Source organism: Streptomyces sp. NRRL S-455, assembly GCF_000717875.1.
GTDB lineage: Bacteria > Actinomycetota > Actinomycetes > Streptomycetales > Streptomycetaceae > Streptomyces.
On record NZ_JOCT01000004.1, the window covers coordinates 645,311 to 659,706 of the forward strand.

Consider the following 14,396-nt stretch of genomic DNA (forward strand, 5'->3'; position numbering starts at 1 on the left):
AGGGGACCCTCGCTTGCTGATCTGCGGTGCCACCGGTGCCGTGGTGTCACGTCCGGTGGACCCTCCCGTACTGGTCAACGCCAGGCGGGAGGCTCTAGTTCCCTTGTGCGCGCGGCGCGGAGTGTGGGCCCTTACGGGTGACGGCGCCGGGAAGCGGCACGCGCGCGTGGGAGGCGAGTGCCCCACGCGCGCGTGGTGAAAGCGGCCGGTGTGCCGTGGCGCCGGCTCGCCAGAAGCGTGTGTGGTTGTTCAGAAGAGCCCGGTGTCGGTGAAGCGCAGGACCAGCTGGGGTGCGCCCGAGAGGGCGATGCCGAGGACGCCGGTCAGGGCGATCGCGGCGGTGAGGGGGGCGGGGACGGGGTGTTTCTCCGGTTCGCCTTCGGGGGCGGCGCGGAAGAGCAGCGCCGTCCACTGGAGGTAGTAGAACAGCGCGATCACGACGTTGACGGCCATGATCACGGCCAGCCAGCCGAGGCCGGCGTCGACGGCGGCCGAGAAGACGGTGACCTTGGCGAAGAGGCCGATGATGCCCGGCGGCAGTCCGGCGAGGCAGAGCAGGAAGAACGCCAGGAGCAGTGCGGTCACAGGGCTCGACGCGTACAGGCCCCGGTAGTCGGCGACGCGGTTGAGGGGCTTCGTCCGGCCGACGAGGGCGGCCACGGCGAAGGCGCCCAGATTCACGGCACCGTACATGAGGGCGTAGGCGACGGTGGAGCCGATCGACTTCTCGGCGTCCCCGGAGTACCCGGCGGCCGCGATGGGGACCAGGAGGTAGCCGGCCTGGCCGACGGAGGACCAGGCGAGCAGGCGGACCGCGCTGTAGGCGCGCGTGGCCTGCTGGCGCAGCGCTCCGGCGTTGCCGACGGTCATGGTCAGCGCGGCCAGGACCGCGAGGGCGGGTCCCCAGACGTCGGCGTACGAGGGGAGGGCGACGACCGTGACGAGGATCAGACCGCTGAAGCCGACCGCCTTGCCGATGACCGACAGGTAGGCGGCGATCGGGAGGGGCGCGCCCACGTAGGTGTCGGGCACCCAGAAGTGGAAGGGCACGGCGGCCGTCTTGAAGGCGAAGCCGACGAGGGTGAGGACGACGCCGGTCTGGGCGAGGGTGTCGAGCTGCCCGTCGACGGTCTGGATGCGGTCGGCGACCTGGGTGAGGTAGAGGGTGCCGGTGGAGGCGTACACGAAGCTGATGCCCATGAGGCTGACCGCCGTGGCGGTGACCGAGGACAGGAAGAACTTCAGGGCCGCTTCGGAGGACTTCCGGTCGCCGTACCTGAGGCCGACCAGGGCGAAGGCCGGAAGGGACGCCACTTCGAGGGCGACGATCAGGGTCGCGAGGTCGCGGGATGCGGGCAGCAGGGCGGCGCCGGCCGCGGAGGACAGCAGCAGGAACCAGTACTCCCCTTCGGGGAGCTCCTTGCGAGCGTCCTTCAGGGCGGTGACCGAGAGGAGGGCGGCGAGGAGGGCGCCGCCGAGGACCAGGAACTGGATGACCAGGGTGAAGCGGTCGGCCGTGTAGCTGCAGACGGCGGCGTCGCCGGTCAGGCAGAAGGTGCTGCGGTCGCCGTCCAGGAGGGGCAGCAGCAGCGCTGTGGCGACGGCGAGCCCCGCCACCGACGTCCAGCCGAGCAGCGGCTTCCGGTGCTCGGCGACGAACAGGTCGGCCACCAGGACGACGAGTCCGACGACCGCCGCGAGGGTGGGCGGCGCGATCGCGAGCCAGTCGACGGACTGGACCAGTGACGCGGCCAGGGGCTGAGCCGGGGAGCTCATCGGGTGCCTCCTGCGAGGAGCTGCTGGACGGCCGGGTCGCTCAGGCCGAGCAGGGCCTTGGGCCATAGACCCCCGACGACGGTGAGGGCGACGAGCGGGGTCCAGGCCGCGAACTCGTACGAGCGGACGTCCGGGAGTGCCGGGGCGTCTGGGGGAAGGGCTCCCATGCAGACGCGGCGGACCACGATCAGCAGGTACGCGGCCGTCAGCAGCGTCCCGAACGCGCCGATCGCCATGAAGGTGAGGAAGGCCGGGCGGCTGAGGCCCTCTGCGGGCTGGAACGCGCCGAACAGGGCCAGCATCTCGCCCCAGAACCCGGCCAGGCCCGGCAGACCGAGCGAGGCCACCGCGGCGAAGGCGAGCAGGCCGCCGAGACGCGGGGCCTTGCCGTAGAGGGCGGCGCCCGTCTCCCCGGCGAGGGTCTCCAGGTCGGTGGTGCCGGTGCGGTCCTTCAGCGCGCCGACCAGGAAGAAGAGGAGGCCGGTGATCAGGCCGTGGGCGATGTTGGCGAAGAGGGCGCCGTTCACACCGGTCGGGGTCATGGTGGCGATGCCGAGCAGGACGAAGCCCATGTGGCCGACGGAGGAGTAGGCGATGAGGCGCTTGAGGTCGCCCTTCGCGCCCTGCTTGGCGAGGGCCAGGCAGGCGAGGGATCCGTAGATGATGCCGACGACGGCGAGAGCCGCGAGGTAGGGGGCGAAGGTGCGGAAGCCGTCCGGCGCGATGGGGAGCAGGATCCGGACGAATCCGTACGTACCCATCTTCAGCAGGACACCGGCCAGGAGGACCGAGCCGACGGTCGGCGCGGCGGTGTGGGCGTCGGGCAGCCAGCTGTGCAGGGGCCACATCGGCGTCTTGACCGCGAGCCCGAGGCCGATCGCCAGAACGGCGATGACCTGCACCGATGCGGTCAGCGACCGGCCGTTGTCAGTGGCGAGTGCCATCATGTCGAACGTGCCCGCCTTGATTCCGATCAGGAGCAGGCCGAGCAGCATGACCACGGAGCCGAGCAGCGTGTAGAGGATGAACCGCCACGAGGCCTGGCCTCGTCCCTCGCCGCCCCAGCGGGCGATGAGGAAGTACATCGGGATGAGGACCATCTCGAAGGCGAGGAAGAACAGCAGCAGGTCGAGGACGGCGAAGGTTGCCAGCGTGCCGGACTCGAGGACGAGCAGCAGGGCGACGAAGGCCTTGGGGCCCGGCCCCGCAGGCATCTTGAAGTACGAGTAGAGCGCGCAGAGGAAGGTCAGCAGCGCGGTCAGGACCAGAAGGGGGAGGGAGATGCCGTCGATGCCGAGGTGGATGCGCACGTCGAGTGCGGGGATCCAGCTGATGTCCGTGCTGGCCTGCATCTTCGACGGCTGGTCGTGGTCGAAGCCGAGTGCCAGGACGATCGCCGCGATGAGGACGGCGCCGGTGACGGTGACGCCGTGCCGGAGCACGGCCTGCTCGGGTGACTTCCCCTTCAGCCCGGGCGGGGCCGGCAGAAGAGCCGCGACGGCGCCGAGGAGCGGGCCGACGACGATGAATGCCAGAAGGAACTGCATCACGGACTCGCTGATATCGATCACGCCTGCTCACGCTCCCGTGGCGACGAGGACGGCGGCGACCACGAGGACGACGGTGCCGGCGAGCAGCGCGCTCACATAGGTCTGGACGTTGCCGGTCTGGGCGCTGCGTACGGCGGCGCCGAGCCAGCGGGGCAGCGCACCCGCACCGCGTACGTAGGTCTCGACGACCTCGCGGTCGAGGAACCGGACGAGGCTCGCTCCGGCCTGGACCGGGCGGACGAAGAGGGCCGTGTACACGGCGTCGACGTGGAAGCCGGCGGCCGCGTGGCGGTGCAGTGGGCCGAGCAGGAGCCGTCCGGGGTCGGCGGGATCGGGGGCGTAGGCGATGTCGCCGTAGGCCGGCTCGTGGGTGGCGATGGCCTCCGCCTCAACCTGGGCGGCGTCGCCCTCGGGGTGGGCGGCGACCGCGCCCAGCGGGACACGGGCGGCGAGCGCGGTGGTGTGCCGCCAGGCGCCGTAGGTGACGAGGCCGCCGACCAGGGCCACGCCCGTGCCGAGCACGGAGGTGGTGAGGGTCGGGCCGAGGTCGCGGCCGTCGAACCAGTCGGGCAGCAGGCGGAACGCGAATGCGCCGAAGGCCAGGGAGGGGGCGGCCAGCACCCAGAGCACGACGGTCATGGTCAGCGGCTGCCTGCCGTGGTCGGGGGCTTCGGCGCCCCGGCCGCGGAAGGCGAGCAGCCACAGGCGCGTCGCGTAGGCGGCGGTGAGCAGGGCCGTGACGAGACCGGCGACGAGGACGATCCAGCCCGCGGCGGCGGGGGCGTGCTCGGTGTGCCCGGTGACGACGTGCTCGGCGGCACCGAGGACGGCCTCCTTGGAGAAGAAGCCGCTGAAGGGCGGGATGGCGGCGAGCGCGAGCAGTGCCACGGTCATCGTCCAGTACGCGTCCGGGATGCGGTCGCGCAGGTTCCGCATGCGGGACATGGCGGCGAGCGAGTTGGTGCCGGCGGCGTGGATGATCACGCCGGCCGCGAGGAACAGCAGCGCCTTGAAGGCGCCGTGGGACAGGAGGTGGAAGACGGCGGCTCCGCGGTCACCGACGGCGAGGGCTCCGGTCATGTAGCCGAGCTGGCCGATCGTCGAGTAGGCGAGGACGCGCTTGATGTCGTCCTGGGCGAGCGCGGCGAGGGCAGAGCCGGCCATCGTGACGGCGGCCATGACGGCGAGGACCACCATCGCGGCCTGGGAGGCCTCGAACACCGGGAGGAGGCGGGCGATGAAGTAGACACCGGCGGCGACCATCGTCGCGGCGTGGATCAGCGCGGAGACCGGGGTCGGGCCCGCCATCGCGTCGGGAAGCCAGGTGTGCAGCGGGAACTGCGCCGACTTGCCGGCCACGCCCGCGAGGAGCAGCAGGGCGATCAGCGTCGGGTGGTCGAGTGCGCCGCTGGCGACGGCGCCGAGGACCTTCGTGATGCGGAAGGAGCCGGCGTCGGTGGCGAGGGCGAACAAGCCGATCAGGAAGGGCACGTCGCCGAGCTTGGTGACCAGGAAGGCCTTGAGGGAGGCGGCGCGGGCCTCCGGGGTCTCCCAGTAGTGGCCGACCAGGAAGTAGGAGCAGATGCCCATGACTTCCCAGCCGACCAGCAGCACGATCAGGTCGCCGGAGTAGACGACCAGGAACATCGCGGAGGTGAACAGGGAGACGAGGGCGGCGTATGAGGGGTAGCGCGGGTCGTCGCGCAGGTAGCCCGTCGAGTAGATCTGCACGCAGGTGGCGACGAGGCCGACCAGGACGGCCACGAGGGCGGCGAAGCCGTCGATGTGCAGGACGAGTTCGATCGGGACGGAGCCGGTGGGGGTGAGTTCCGTGGCCGCGTTGACGGCCGCGTCACCGCCCTGGCGCGCGGCGACCAGCGCGGCGAGCACCAGGGAGGTGAGTGTCGGCAGGACGGCGAGGGGGCGGACGAAGCCGGGGGCCGTGCGGCCCAGGAGCAGGCCTGCGACGGCGCCGAGGAACGGCAGGAGGGGGACGAGGACGGCGAGGGTGGTCGTGGTCACGCGGTGGCCTCAGCCTTCTCGGTCTCTTCGGCCGTGAGGGCGTCGTGGTGGGGGCCGTCGGTGTCGTCACCGTCGGGGTCGTGCCGTTCGGCGGTGTCGCGGAGCTTGTCGACGTCCGAGGTGCCGCGGTTGCGGTGGACGGCGAGGACGATCGCCAGGCCGATGCCGATCTCGGCGGCGGCGATGGCGATGGTGAACAGGGTCAGGGCCTGTCCGGAGTGCAGGGTTTCCTCGGCGGTCTTGCTCAGCCAGACGTCGAAGGCGACCAGGTTGAGGTTGACGGCGTTGAGCATCAGCTCGACCGACATCAGGACCAGGATCGCGTTGCGGCGGGCGAGGACCCCGTACAGGCCCGTGCAGAAGAGGAGGGCGGAGAGCACGGCGGGATAGGCGAGGTGCATCAGCGGGTCCCTTCCTTCTCGCTCCGGGTGGCCGGGCTGCTCTCGGCCGCGGTCGCGGCCTCGGCCTTCGCCTTGCGGGACAGGACGATCGCGCCGACCAGAGCGGCGAGGAGGAGGACGGAGAGGGCCTCGAAGGGGAGGACCCAGTTCTGGAAGAGGCTCGCGCCGGTGGCCTCGGTGGAACCGGCGGCGGGGCCGTCCAGGTCGATCCAGGTCGTGCGGAAGGCGTCGACGACGACCCAGACCAGGGCGGCGGCCGCGGCGACGGCCACGGTGAGGGCGGCCCAGCGGTTGCCGGAGTCGGCGTCCGGCGAGCGGCCGATGGGGGCCCTGGTGAGCATCAGACCGAACAGGAGGAGGACGACGACGGAGCCGACGTAGATGAGGACCTGCACCCAGGCGATGAACTCGGCGGTGAGCAGGAGGTACTCGACGGCCAGACCACCGAGGGCCACCACCAGCCACAGGGCCGCGTGCACCAGCTGCCGGGTGGTGACGGTGACGATCGCGGCGCCGAAGGTGACCAGGCCGACGAGGAGGAAGGCGATCTCGACGCCGGTCGGGGAGAGGAAGCCGCGGGTCTCGGCGGCGGCCCCGGTGACCGGGCCTGCCGCGAGGAGGCCGGCGGTTGCGGCGAGGGTCATCCCCGGCCCTCCTGACCCGGCTCCGGCTGGTCAGTCTGCTGCTTGGAGTCGCCCTGGGGGCGGGTGGGCTCTTCCGACGCCCGGGCCTGCTCGTCGGCATGCGGCTCGGTGGCCGGCGGGGTCTGCTGGGCGGCGAGCTTGTCGGCGGTCTTGCGGGCCGCGGCGAGTTCCTTCGGTTCCTCCGCGCCGGGGTCGAGGGCCGGCGGGGCCGGGACGGTCCACATCCACTCGCGGAGCTTGTCGCGCTCGTGGGTGAGGTCGCGGATGTCGGTCTCGGCGTACTCGAACTCCGGGGACCAGAACAGGGCGTCGAAAGGACAGACCTCGATGCAGATACCGCAGTACATGCACAGGGCGAAGTCGATGGCGAAGCGGTCGAGGACGTTGCGGCTGCGTTCGCGTCCGCCGGGGGTCGCCGCCGGGACCGTCTCCTTGTGGGAGTCGATGTAGATGCACCAGTCCGGGCATTCGCGGGCGCAGAGCATGCAGACCGTGCAGTTCTCCTCGAACAGGCCGATCACGCCGCGGGTGCGGGGCGGGAGGTCGGGCTGGGCGTCGGGGTACTGCGCGGTGACGGACTTCTTCGTCATCGTGCGGAGGGTGACGGCCAGGCCCTTGGCCAGGCCCGAGCCGGGGATGGGGGCCATGGTTACTGGATCACCACCTTGACGATGCCGGTGAGGGCGATCTGGGCGAGGGAGAGGGGGACGAGGAGAGTCCAGGACAGTTTCTGGAGCTGGTCCTCGCGGAGGCGGGGGTACGTGACGCGCAGCCAGATCACGAGGAAGGCGAGGACGGCGGTCTTCAGCAGGGTCCAGACCCAGCCGAGGCCGTCGGCGCCCCAGGGGCCGTGCCAGCCGCCCAGGAAGAGGACGGTGGTCAGACCGCACAGGACGACGATCCCGGCGTACTCGGCGAGGAGGAACAGGGCGAAGCGGAGACCGGTGTACTCGGTGTACGCGCCGAAGATGATCTCCGAGTCGGCGACGGGCATGTCGAAGGGCGGGCGCTGGAGTTCGGCGAGTCCGGCCACGAAGAAGACGATCGCGCCGACGATCTGCCAGGGCAGCCACCACCACTCGAAGGCCTCGAGGATGCCGGGGAGGGAGACGGTACCGGCCGCCATCGCCACCGAGGCGGCGGTCAGCAGCATCGGCAGTTCGTAGGCGAGGAGCTGGGCGGCGGTGCGGAGGCCGCCGAGGAGGGAGAACTTGTTCGCGGACGCCCAGCCGGCCATGAGTGAGCCGAGGACGCCGACGCCCATGACGGCCAGGACGAAGAAGACGCCCGCGTCGATGACCTGGCCGACGGCTCCCTCGTCCGGGCCGATGGGGATGGCCAGCAGGACGAGGAGGTAGGGCAGGAGGGCGACGGCGGGGGCCAGTTGGAAGATGCGGCGGTCGGCGCCCGCGGGGACGACGTCCTCCTTCTGCGCGAACTTCACGCCGTCGGCGATCAGCTGGGCCCAGCCGTGGAAGCCGCCTGCGTACATGGGGCCGAGGCGGCCCTGCATGTGGGCCATGACCTTGTGCTCGGTCTGGCCGATGACCAGGGGGAAGGTGAGGAAGACGACGAAGACGACCAGGAGTCGCAGGGTGACGTCGAGCGCGTCGTTCACCGCGGGCCTCCTGCGGGGTCTTCGGGGGTGTCAGCTGCCCCGGTGTCGGGTGCCTGAGTGTGGGGAGTGTCCTGAGACTGGGGGTTGTCGCGGGGCCCAGGGGTCTCCTCGGCTCCCGAGTCAGCTGCGGGTGCGGGGGGAGGGACCGGTCCGGCCCCGGGCGACGGTTCGGGCTCCGGCTCTTCGAAGGCCGGGCGAGCGTGGTGCCAGGGGGCGTCCGAGCTGCGCGGGGTTCGCGAAGGCCTGCCGGGACCGCTCGGCGGCGACTCGGCCCCGGTCGCTGCCGAGTCGGAACCGTTCGCCGTGGACTCGGCGTCACCCGACGGGGACTTGGCGTCACCCGACGGGGACTCGTCGTCGGTGGCACGCTGGCTAGCCGAGCCATCCGCCGCTGTGCGGGCACGCCGTGGGGTGGTCGGCTTCGAGGTCGTCGTGTCGTCGGTCGCGGCCTGGCTGGCCGACCCCTGTGCTGCCGATCGGTTGCGACGCGGAGCCGCCGGAGCCTCAGCAGCCGACTCACCGGACGCGGACTGGCTCGCCGACCCTTCCGCGGCCGTCCGGGTACGGCGCGGAGCCGCCGGAGCCTCAGCAGCCGGCTCACCGGACGCGGACTGGCTCGCCGACCCTTCCGCGGCCGTCCGGGTACGGCGCGGGGCTGCTGGGGCGGGAGTGGGCTCGTCGCCGGTGGTGGTCTGGCTGGCTGAGCCTTCCGCCGCTGAGCGAGTGCGCCGCACGGGGCGCTCCCCCGCCGGGCGGGCCGGGCGTTCGCCCGCCGCGCGTCCCGCGCCTCGGGCCGGGCGGGCCGGGGCCGGAGGGAGCTGGCCCTTGAGGGGGCCCCACTCGTTGGGGTCGGGGACGCCGGGCGGGAGCATCTGGCGGCGCTTGGGGCCGCCGTGTTCCGGCTCGCCGGGTTCCTTCGCGCCGGGCCAGGCCTTGGCGACGCGGGCAGCCAGGACGAAGTCCTTGCGCAGGGGGTGGCCTTCGAAGTTCTCGGGCAGGAGGAGGTGGTCCAGCGCCGGGTGGCCTTCGAAGGTGATGCCGAACATCTCGTAGGTCTCGCGCTCGTGCCAGGCGGCGCCCGCGTAGACACCGACCGCCGAGGGCAGCGCGGCGGCCTCGTGCGGGACCGTCGTGCGCAGGAGGAGACGGCGTAGGGGCGACAGTGCGGCGACGTGTGCCGTGACGCGGAAGCCCGTGCCCGGCTCGTCGACCGCGCTCAGCCAGTCGAAGTAGGTGCAGCCGAGCCGGTCGCGGGCGGTTTCGAGGGCGGAGATCCAGGTCGCCGGCGGTACGTCGACCGTCAGGACCTCGTACGACTGCTCGGCCGCGGCGTCCGTGCCGAAGAGTTCCTCGACATCGGCGGGCAGCCAGCCGACGGCGGTCATCGCCCCTCCCCCGGCGAGTGGGTGCCGGGCGCCTGAGAGGGGGCCGGGGCCGGCGGCTGCACCAGGCCGCTCTGCAACGCCGCGGCGGACGGGCGGGTCGTGCCCGTGCCGTACCGCTCCCCCAGCGACTCGCGGGCGATCTTCTCCTGGAGCTTGAGGATGCCCTGCAGGAGCGCCTCCGGGCGCGGCGGGCAGCCCGGCACGTACACGTCCACCGGGATGATCTGGTCGACGCCCTTGGTGACGGAGTACGAGTCCCAGTAAGGGCCGCCGCAGTTGCTGCACGCGCCGAAGGAGATGACGTACTTCGGCTCCGGCATCTGCTCGTAGAGGCGTTTCACCGCCGGCGCCATCTTGTCCGTGACCGTGCCGGACACCACCATCAGGTCGGCTTGGCGGGGGCCCGGCGCGAACGGGATGACGCCGAGGCGGATGAAGTCGTGGCGGGCCATCGACGCGGCGATGAACTCGATCGCGCAGCAGGCGAGGCCGAAGTTGAAGACCCAGAGCGAGTAGCGGCGGCCCCAGTTGAGGATCACCTTCATCGGCTCGGGCGCGAGGCGCGCGAGGGCGCCGAGCCGCTTCGGCTCGGGCAGCAGAACGGGCTCGGACACCGAGGGGTTCACGTCCATGCCAGGACGCCCTTCTTGTATGCGTAGAGCAGGCCCACGGCCAGGAAGCCGAGGAAGATGAACATCTCCACCAGGGTGGCCGCGCCGTAGCCGGGTGCGGCGAAGACGGTCGCCCAGGGGAACAGGAAGATCGAGTCGACGGCGAAGATCACGTACAGGAAGGCGTAGACGTAGTAGCGGACCTGGGTGTGGGCCCAGCCCTCGCCGACGGGGTCGACGCCGCACTCGTACGTCAGGAGCTTCTCGGGGGTGGGGACCACGGGCCGCAGCAGGCGGCCTGCCCCGAAGGCGACGGCGACGAACAGCACGCCGACGACGGCGAGCAGTCCGACGACCGAGTAGGACTGGAAGTAGTCCGCCGCGACGACGGTCGTGGTGACGACGGTCGGTTCCGGCACGTCCGTCCCTCGCTCCCTGAAACTCGGACTGGCCCTTGCGGCGATCCAGCGGGGCTCCCTGGTCCGGTCGGGTACCACGGACGCCGCTGTTCGACGATCTGTACGCACGGGAGTCTAGGCCCTGATAAAGGCAGGGTAAGCAGCCCGTCCTGTGCGGGCGTGCGGGGGTGGGGTTTTCCTCAGTCGATCCTGGCCGGTCCGCCTCATGGCGCGGCCGCCCGCCGCCGGGCACGCTGACGCGTATGACCGAACGTATCCCGTCGCCCGACACGAGCGCGGCCGCGCCGGCGGCCGGGCAGGACGACCGCCCGCCGCCGCCCCGTTTCGCCTACGACCGGCACACCTGGAAGGAGATCGCGCACCTGCTGGCGAACCTTCCGGCCTCGCTGCTCGGCTTCACCTACGTCGTGACGGTGCTGTTCACCAGCTTCGGGCTGACCGTCACGGTGGTCGGGTTCCCGCTGCTCGCGGGGGGGCTGATGGGCGCGCGGCAGCTGGGCAGGATGGAGCGGGCGCGGGCCAGGGCGCTGCTCGGGGTGCGGGTGGACGAGCCGAGCCGGCTGCCGCTGCGCGGCTCGGGCGGTTTCCTGCCGCGGTTGTGGATGTCGCTGAAGGACCCGGTGAGCTGGCGTGCGGTGCTCTATGAGTTCATACGGCTGCCGTGGGGCATTATCACCTTCACCGTGGCGCTGACCTCGCTGTTCGTGTTGTGGCCGGTGCTGCCGTTCATCGCGCGGGGCCTGGCCAACGCCGACCGGGCCATGGTGCGCGGGCTGCTGTCGCCCTCCGACGAGTTGGAGCGGCGCATCGCCGAGCTGGAGACGGACCGCGGGGTCGTGGTCGACACGGCCGCGGCCGATCTGCGGCGCATCGAGCGGGATCTGCACGACGGGGCGCAGGCCCGGCTCGTCAATCTGGCGATGGGGCTGGGCCTGGCCAAGGAGAAGGTGCTGGAGGACCCCGACGCGGCGGCGGCGATGGTCGCGGAGGCACACGGCGAGGTGAAGCTGGCGCTGCAGGAGCTGCGGGACCTGGCGCGCGGTATCCATCCGGCGGTGCTGACGGACCGGGGGCTGGACGCGGCCCTGTCCTCGGTCGCCACGCGCTGCACGGTCCCGGTCAAGGTGACGGTCGACCTGCCTACGCGGCCGGCCGCGGCCATCGAGGGGATCGCCTACTTCACCGTCTCGGAGCTGCTGCAGAACGTCAGCAAGCACAGTGGGGCGAGGTCGGCGTCGGTGGACGTGTGGCGCACGGCCGACCGGCTGCTCATCCAGGTGTGGGACGACGGCCGCGGGGGCGCGAGTCTCGACGGCGGTACGGGGATGAAGGGCCTGGCCGAGCGGCTGGACGCCGTCGACGGGGTGTTCGTCCTCGAGTCGCCCGAGGGCGGCCCGACGACGGTCACGGCGGAGCTGCCCTGGCGCGACCGGTCCGAGGTCCCCGGGTAGGGAAAACCCCCCGTTCAGGACACCGACGGACTCCATGGTCCGCCGACCTGCGGCGGAGCAGGGTGGGGGTACGAGAGCACAGCCGCGGGACGAGGAGAGGGACGACGCCGATGGCCACGGAGTACGGACAGGGGTACGGGTTCGACGGCGGGCCCGGGTTCGCCGGGGGCGACGAGCGGCGGCACCGGCTGCCCGCCGTCCTGCGGGCGCCGGTCGAGGGTCGCACGTGGCGCGAGTTGGGTCACGTGCTGATCGGCCTGCCGGTCAGCATCCTGCTGTTCACCTACGCGGTGACGATGGTGTCGCTGGGGGCGGGGCTGCTGGTGACGTTCCTCGGTGTGCCGGTGCTGGCGGCGGCGCTGGCCGGGTGCCGTGGCTTCGGGGCACTGGAGCGGATGCGGGCGCGGGCGCTGCTGGGCCTGGAGGTGGCCGATCCCGAGCCGCTGCGGATGAGGAAGCCGGGCGCCATGGCGTGGATGGGTGCCGTCCTCAAGAGCGGCGCCTCGTGGCGTGCCCTGCTGTATTCGGTGCTGCATCTGCCCTGGGCGGTGTTCTCGTTCGTCGTCGCCGTGAACGTGTGGGCGCTGGGCTGGGGGCTGCTGACGTACCCGCTGTGGTTCTGGGTGTTCCCGATGTACGCCGGGCAGGACGGGATCCAGCTCTACGGCGACGAGACACACCGCGTCTATCTCGACAACCCCTTCGAGATCACGGTGACGGCGCTGGTGGGTCTGCTGTTCACGATGGCCACGCCGTGGATCGTGCGGGCGCTGACGATGGTGGACCGGCTGCTGGTGCACGGGCTGCTCGGGCCGTCGCGGCTGGCCTCGCGGGTGGTGGAGCTGGAGTCGGACCGTGGAGTCGTCGTCGACACGGCAGCGGCCGACCTGCGGCGTATCGAGCGGGATCTCCACGACGGGGCGCAGGCGCGGCTGGTGGCGCTGGCCATGGATCTGGGGCTGGCGAAGGAGAAGCTCCAGGAGGATCCCGAGGCTGCGGTGCGGATGGTGGACGAGGCTCACGGTGAGGTGAAGACGGCGCTTCAGGAGCTGCGGGACCTGGCCCGGGGGATCCATCCGGCGGTGCTGACGGACCGGGGGCTGGACGCGGCGCTGTCGGCGGTGGCGTCGCGGTGCACGGTGCCGGTGCGGGTCGAGGTCGACCTGGCGGAGCGGCCGGCGCCGGCGATCGAGGGGATCGCGTACTTCACGGTGTCGGAGCTCCTGCAGAACATCAGCAAGCACGCGCGGGCGACCTGGGCGGGCGTGGAGGTGTGGCGGACGGAGAACCGGCTGATGCTGCAGGTCGTGGACAACGGTGTGGGTGGGGCCGAGGTGTCCCAGGGGTCCGGGCTGGCGGGGCTCGCTGAGCGGCTCGACGCGGTGGACGGGATCCTGGTGGTGGACTCTCCGGCCGGGGGGCCTACCCGGGTGACCGCGGAGTTGCCTTGGCGTGGGGCTCATGTGCGGTGACCTCCGGTCGGGGGCTGGTGCGGGGTCTCTGGCCCTGTGACCCCGCCGGGGCTCCCCCTGGGCCCCGGCCTTCGCCCGTCCACCACCCGACACGGTCGAACAAGAAGCCGGTCCCTCCCCCATCCACCCCCCGATCCTGAAATGCTGGACCCGTCGCACGGGTGGGCGCGGAGCCGTTGTGGCCTGCGGACGGGCGGCGTGGGGCTGTGGGGGTCCGGAACATCGTGGAGGACAGGGTGCGGGTGGTCATCGCCGAGGACTCAGTGCTGCTCAGGGAGGGCCTGACCCGGCTGCTGACCGACCGGGGGCACGAGGTCGTCGCCGGGGTCGGGGACGGCGAGGCGCTGATCAAGACCATCGCGGAGCTGGACGCACAGGCTCTGCTGCCGGATGTCGTGGTCGCCGACGTGCGGATGCCGCCGACTCACACCGACGAGGGCGTGCGGGCGGCGGTGCGGCTGCGCAAGGCGCACCCGGATCTGGGTGTGCTGGTGCTGTCGCAGTATGTGGAGGAGCGCTACGCCACGGAGCTGCTCGCGGGGTCCAGCCGGGGCGTCGGCTATCTGCTGAAGGACCGGGTGGCCGAGGTGCGGGAGTTCGTGGACGCGATGGTGCGGGTGGCCGGGGGCGGTACGGCCCTGGACCCGGAGGTGGTGGCGCAGCTGCTGGGCCGCAGCCGTAAGCAGGACGTGCTCGCGGGGCTCACTCCACGCGAGCGGGAGGTGCTGGGGCTGATGGCCGAGGGGCGGACGAACTCGGCGATCGCCCGGCAGCTCGTGGTCAGCGACGGAGCGGTCGAGAAGCACGTCAGCAACATCTTCCTGAAGCTCGGGCTGTCCCAGAGCGAGGGGGACCACCGCAGGGTCCTGGCCGTGCTGACCTACCTCAATTCCTGAAATTCCCGGCATACGAGTCGGGGTGCTCGATCGTCCCAAAGTCGTGTCCAACATGCGAATGACCCGCAGAAGGCGACCCTCGCGGTCGTAGGGTTGATCTGGGAGGGCCTGTGGGAAGGCCTGTCCCGGACAGCCGCCTCTAGGGAGGTCC

13 protein-coding genes are annotated in these 14,396 nt (G+C 71.8%); 3 read left to right on the top strand and 10 right to left on the bottom strand.

The window, feature by feature from the left end; translation table 11 throughout:
- Positions 1–249: 249 nt before the first annotated feature.
- The 10 genes from IE97_RS0108660 to IE97_RS0108705 are packed head-to-tail and all read right to left on the bottom strand — an operon-like array spanning position 250 to position 10,426.
- Positions 250–1,776: an NADH-quinone oxidoreductase subunit N gene (locus IE97_RS0108660; protein WP_030234082.1), complete on the bottom strand. Its 1,527-nt coding sequence runs from the start codon at positions 1,774–1,776 to the stop codon at positions 250–252.
- Positions 1,773–3,347: a complex I subunit 4 family protein gene (locus tag IE97_RS0108665; RefSeq protein WP_030234087.1), complete on the bottom strand. Its 1,575-nt coding sequence runs from the start codon at positions 3,345–3,347 to the stop codon at positions 1,773–1,775. Before IE97_RS0108665 ends, IE97_RS0108660 begins: the two co-directional genes overlap by 4 nt.
- Positions 3,348–3,353: 6 nt before the next feature.
- Positions 3,354–5,348, bottom strand: coding sequence for an NADH-quinone oxidoreductase subunit L (locus tag IE97_RS0108670; protein WP_030234091.1), 1,995 nt, complete (start codon positions 5,346–5,348; stop codon positions 3,354–3,356).
- Positions 5,345–5,749 (bottom strand): NADH-quinone oxidoreductase subunit NuoK, encoded by a 405-nt coding sequence (nuoK, locus tag IE97_RS0108675; RefSeq protein WP_030234093.1) that lies wholly within the window; start codon positions 5,747–5,749, stop codon positions 5,345–5,347. Before nuoK ends, IE97_RS0108670 begins: the two co-directional genes overlap by 4 nt.
- Complete coding sequence (locus IE97_RS0108680; RefSeq protein ID WP_030234096.1) at positions 5,749–6,393, bottom strand: NADH-quinone oxidoreductase subunit J; 645 nt, start codon at positions 6,391–6,393, stop codon at positions 5,749–5,751. The genes nuoK and IE97_RS0108680 overlap by 1 nt, the downstream gene beginning before the upstream one ends.
- Complete coding sequence (locus IE97_RS0108685) at positions 6,390–7,040, bottom strand: 4Fe-4S binding protein (RefSeq protein ID WP_030234099.1); 651 nt, start codon at positions 7,038–7,040, stop codon at positions 6,390–6,392. Before IE97_RS0108685 ends, IE97_RS0108680 begins: the two co-directional genes overlap by 4 nt.
- A 2-nt stretch (positions 7,041–7,042) precedes the next feature.
- Entirely contained in the window at positions 7,043–8,011 is a 969-nt protein-coding gene (locus IE97_RS0108690; protein WP_030234102.1) for a complex I subunit 1/NuoH family protein, read from the bottom strand.
- A complete protein-coding gene (locus tag IE97_RS0108695) occupies positions 8,008–9,396 on the bottom strand; it encodes an NADH-quinone oxidoreductase subunit C (RefSeq protein WP_030234105.1) in 1,389 nt (462 codons plus the stop codon). Before IE97_RS0108695 ends, IE97_RS0108690 begins: the two co-directional genes overlap by 4 nt.
- Positions 9,393–10,028, bottom strand: a complete 636-nt coding sequence (locus IE97_RS0108700) for an NADH-quinone oxidoreductase subunit B (RefSeq protein ID WP_030234108.1) — start codon at positions 10,026–10,028, stop codon at positions 9,393–9,395. Before IE97_RS0108700 ends, IE97_RS0108695 begins: the two co-directional genes overlap by 4 nt.
- Entirely contained in the window at positions 10,019–10,426 is a 408-nt protein-coding gene (locus IE97_RS0108705; protein ID WP_030234112.1) for an NADH-quinone oxidoreductase subunit A, read from the bottom strand. The genes IE97_RS0108700 and IE97_RS0108705 overlap by 10 nt, the downstream gene beginning before the upstream one ends.
- A 242-nt stretch (positions 10,427–10,668) precedes the next feature.
- Here IE97_RS0108705 and IE97_RS0108710 point away from each other — a divergent pair, with 242 nt between their 5' ends.
- From IE97_RS0108710 to IE97_RS0108720, 3 genes are all read left to right on the top strand, one after another.
- Complete coding sequence (locus IE97_RS0108710) at positions 10,669–11,877, top strand: sensor histidine kinase (protein ID WP_030234115.1); 1,209 nt, start codon at positions 10,669–10,671, stop codon at positions 11,875–11,877.
- 110 nt (positions 11,878–11,987) lie between these two features.
- On the top strand, positions 11,988–13,349 hold the full coding sequence (locus tag IE97_RS0108715) for a sensor histidine kinase (protein ID WP_030234119.1): 1,362 nt from the start codon (positions 11,988–11,990) through the stop codon (positions 13,347–13,349).
- 236 nt (positions 13,350–13,585) lie between these two features.
- A complete protein-coding gene (locus tag IE97_RS0108720) occupies positions 13,586–14,245 on the top strand; it encodes a response regulator transcription factor (RefSeq protein ID WP_324608009.1) in 660 nt (219 codons plus the stop codon).
- The last annotated feature ends 151 nt before the right edge of the window (positions 14,246–14,396 follow it).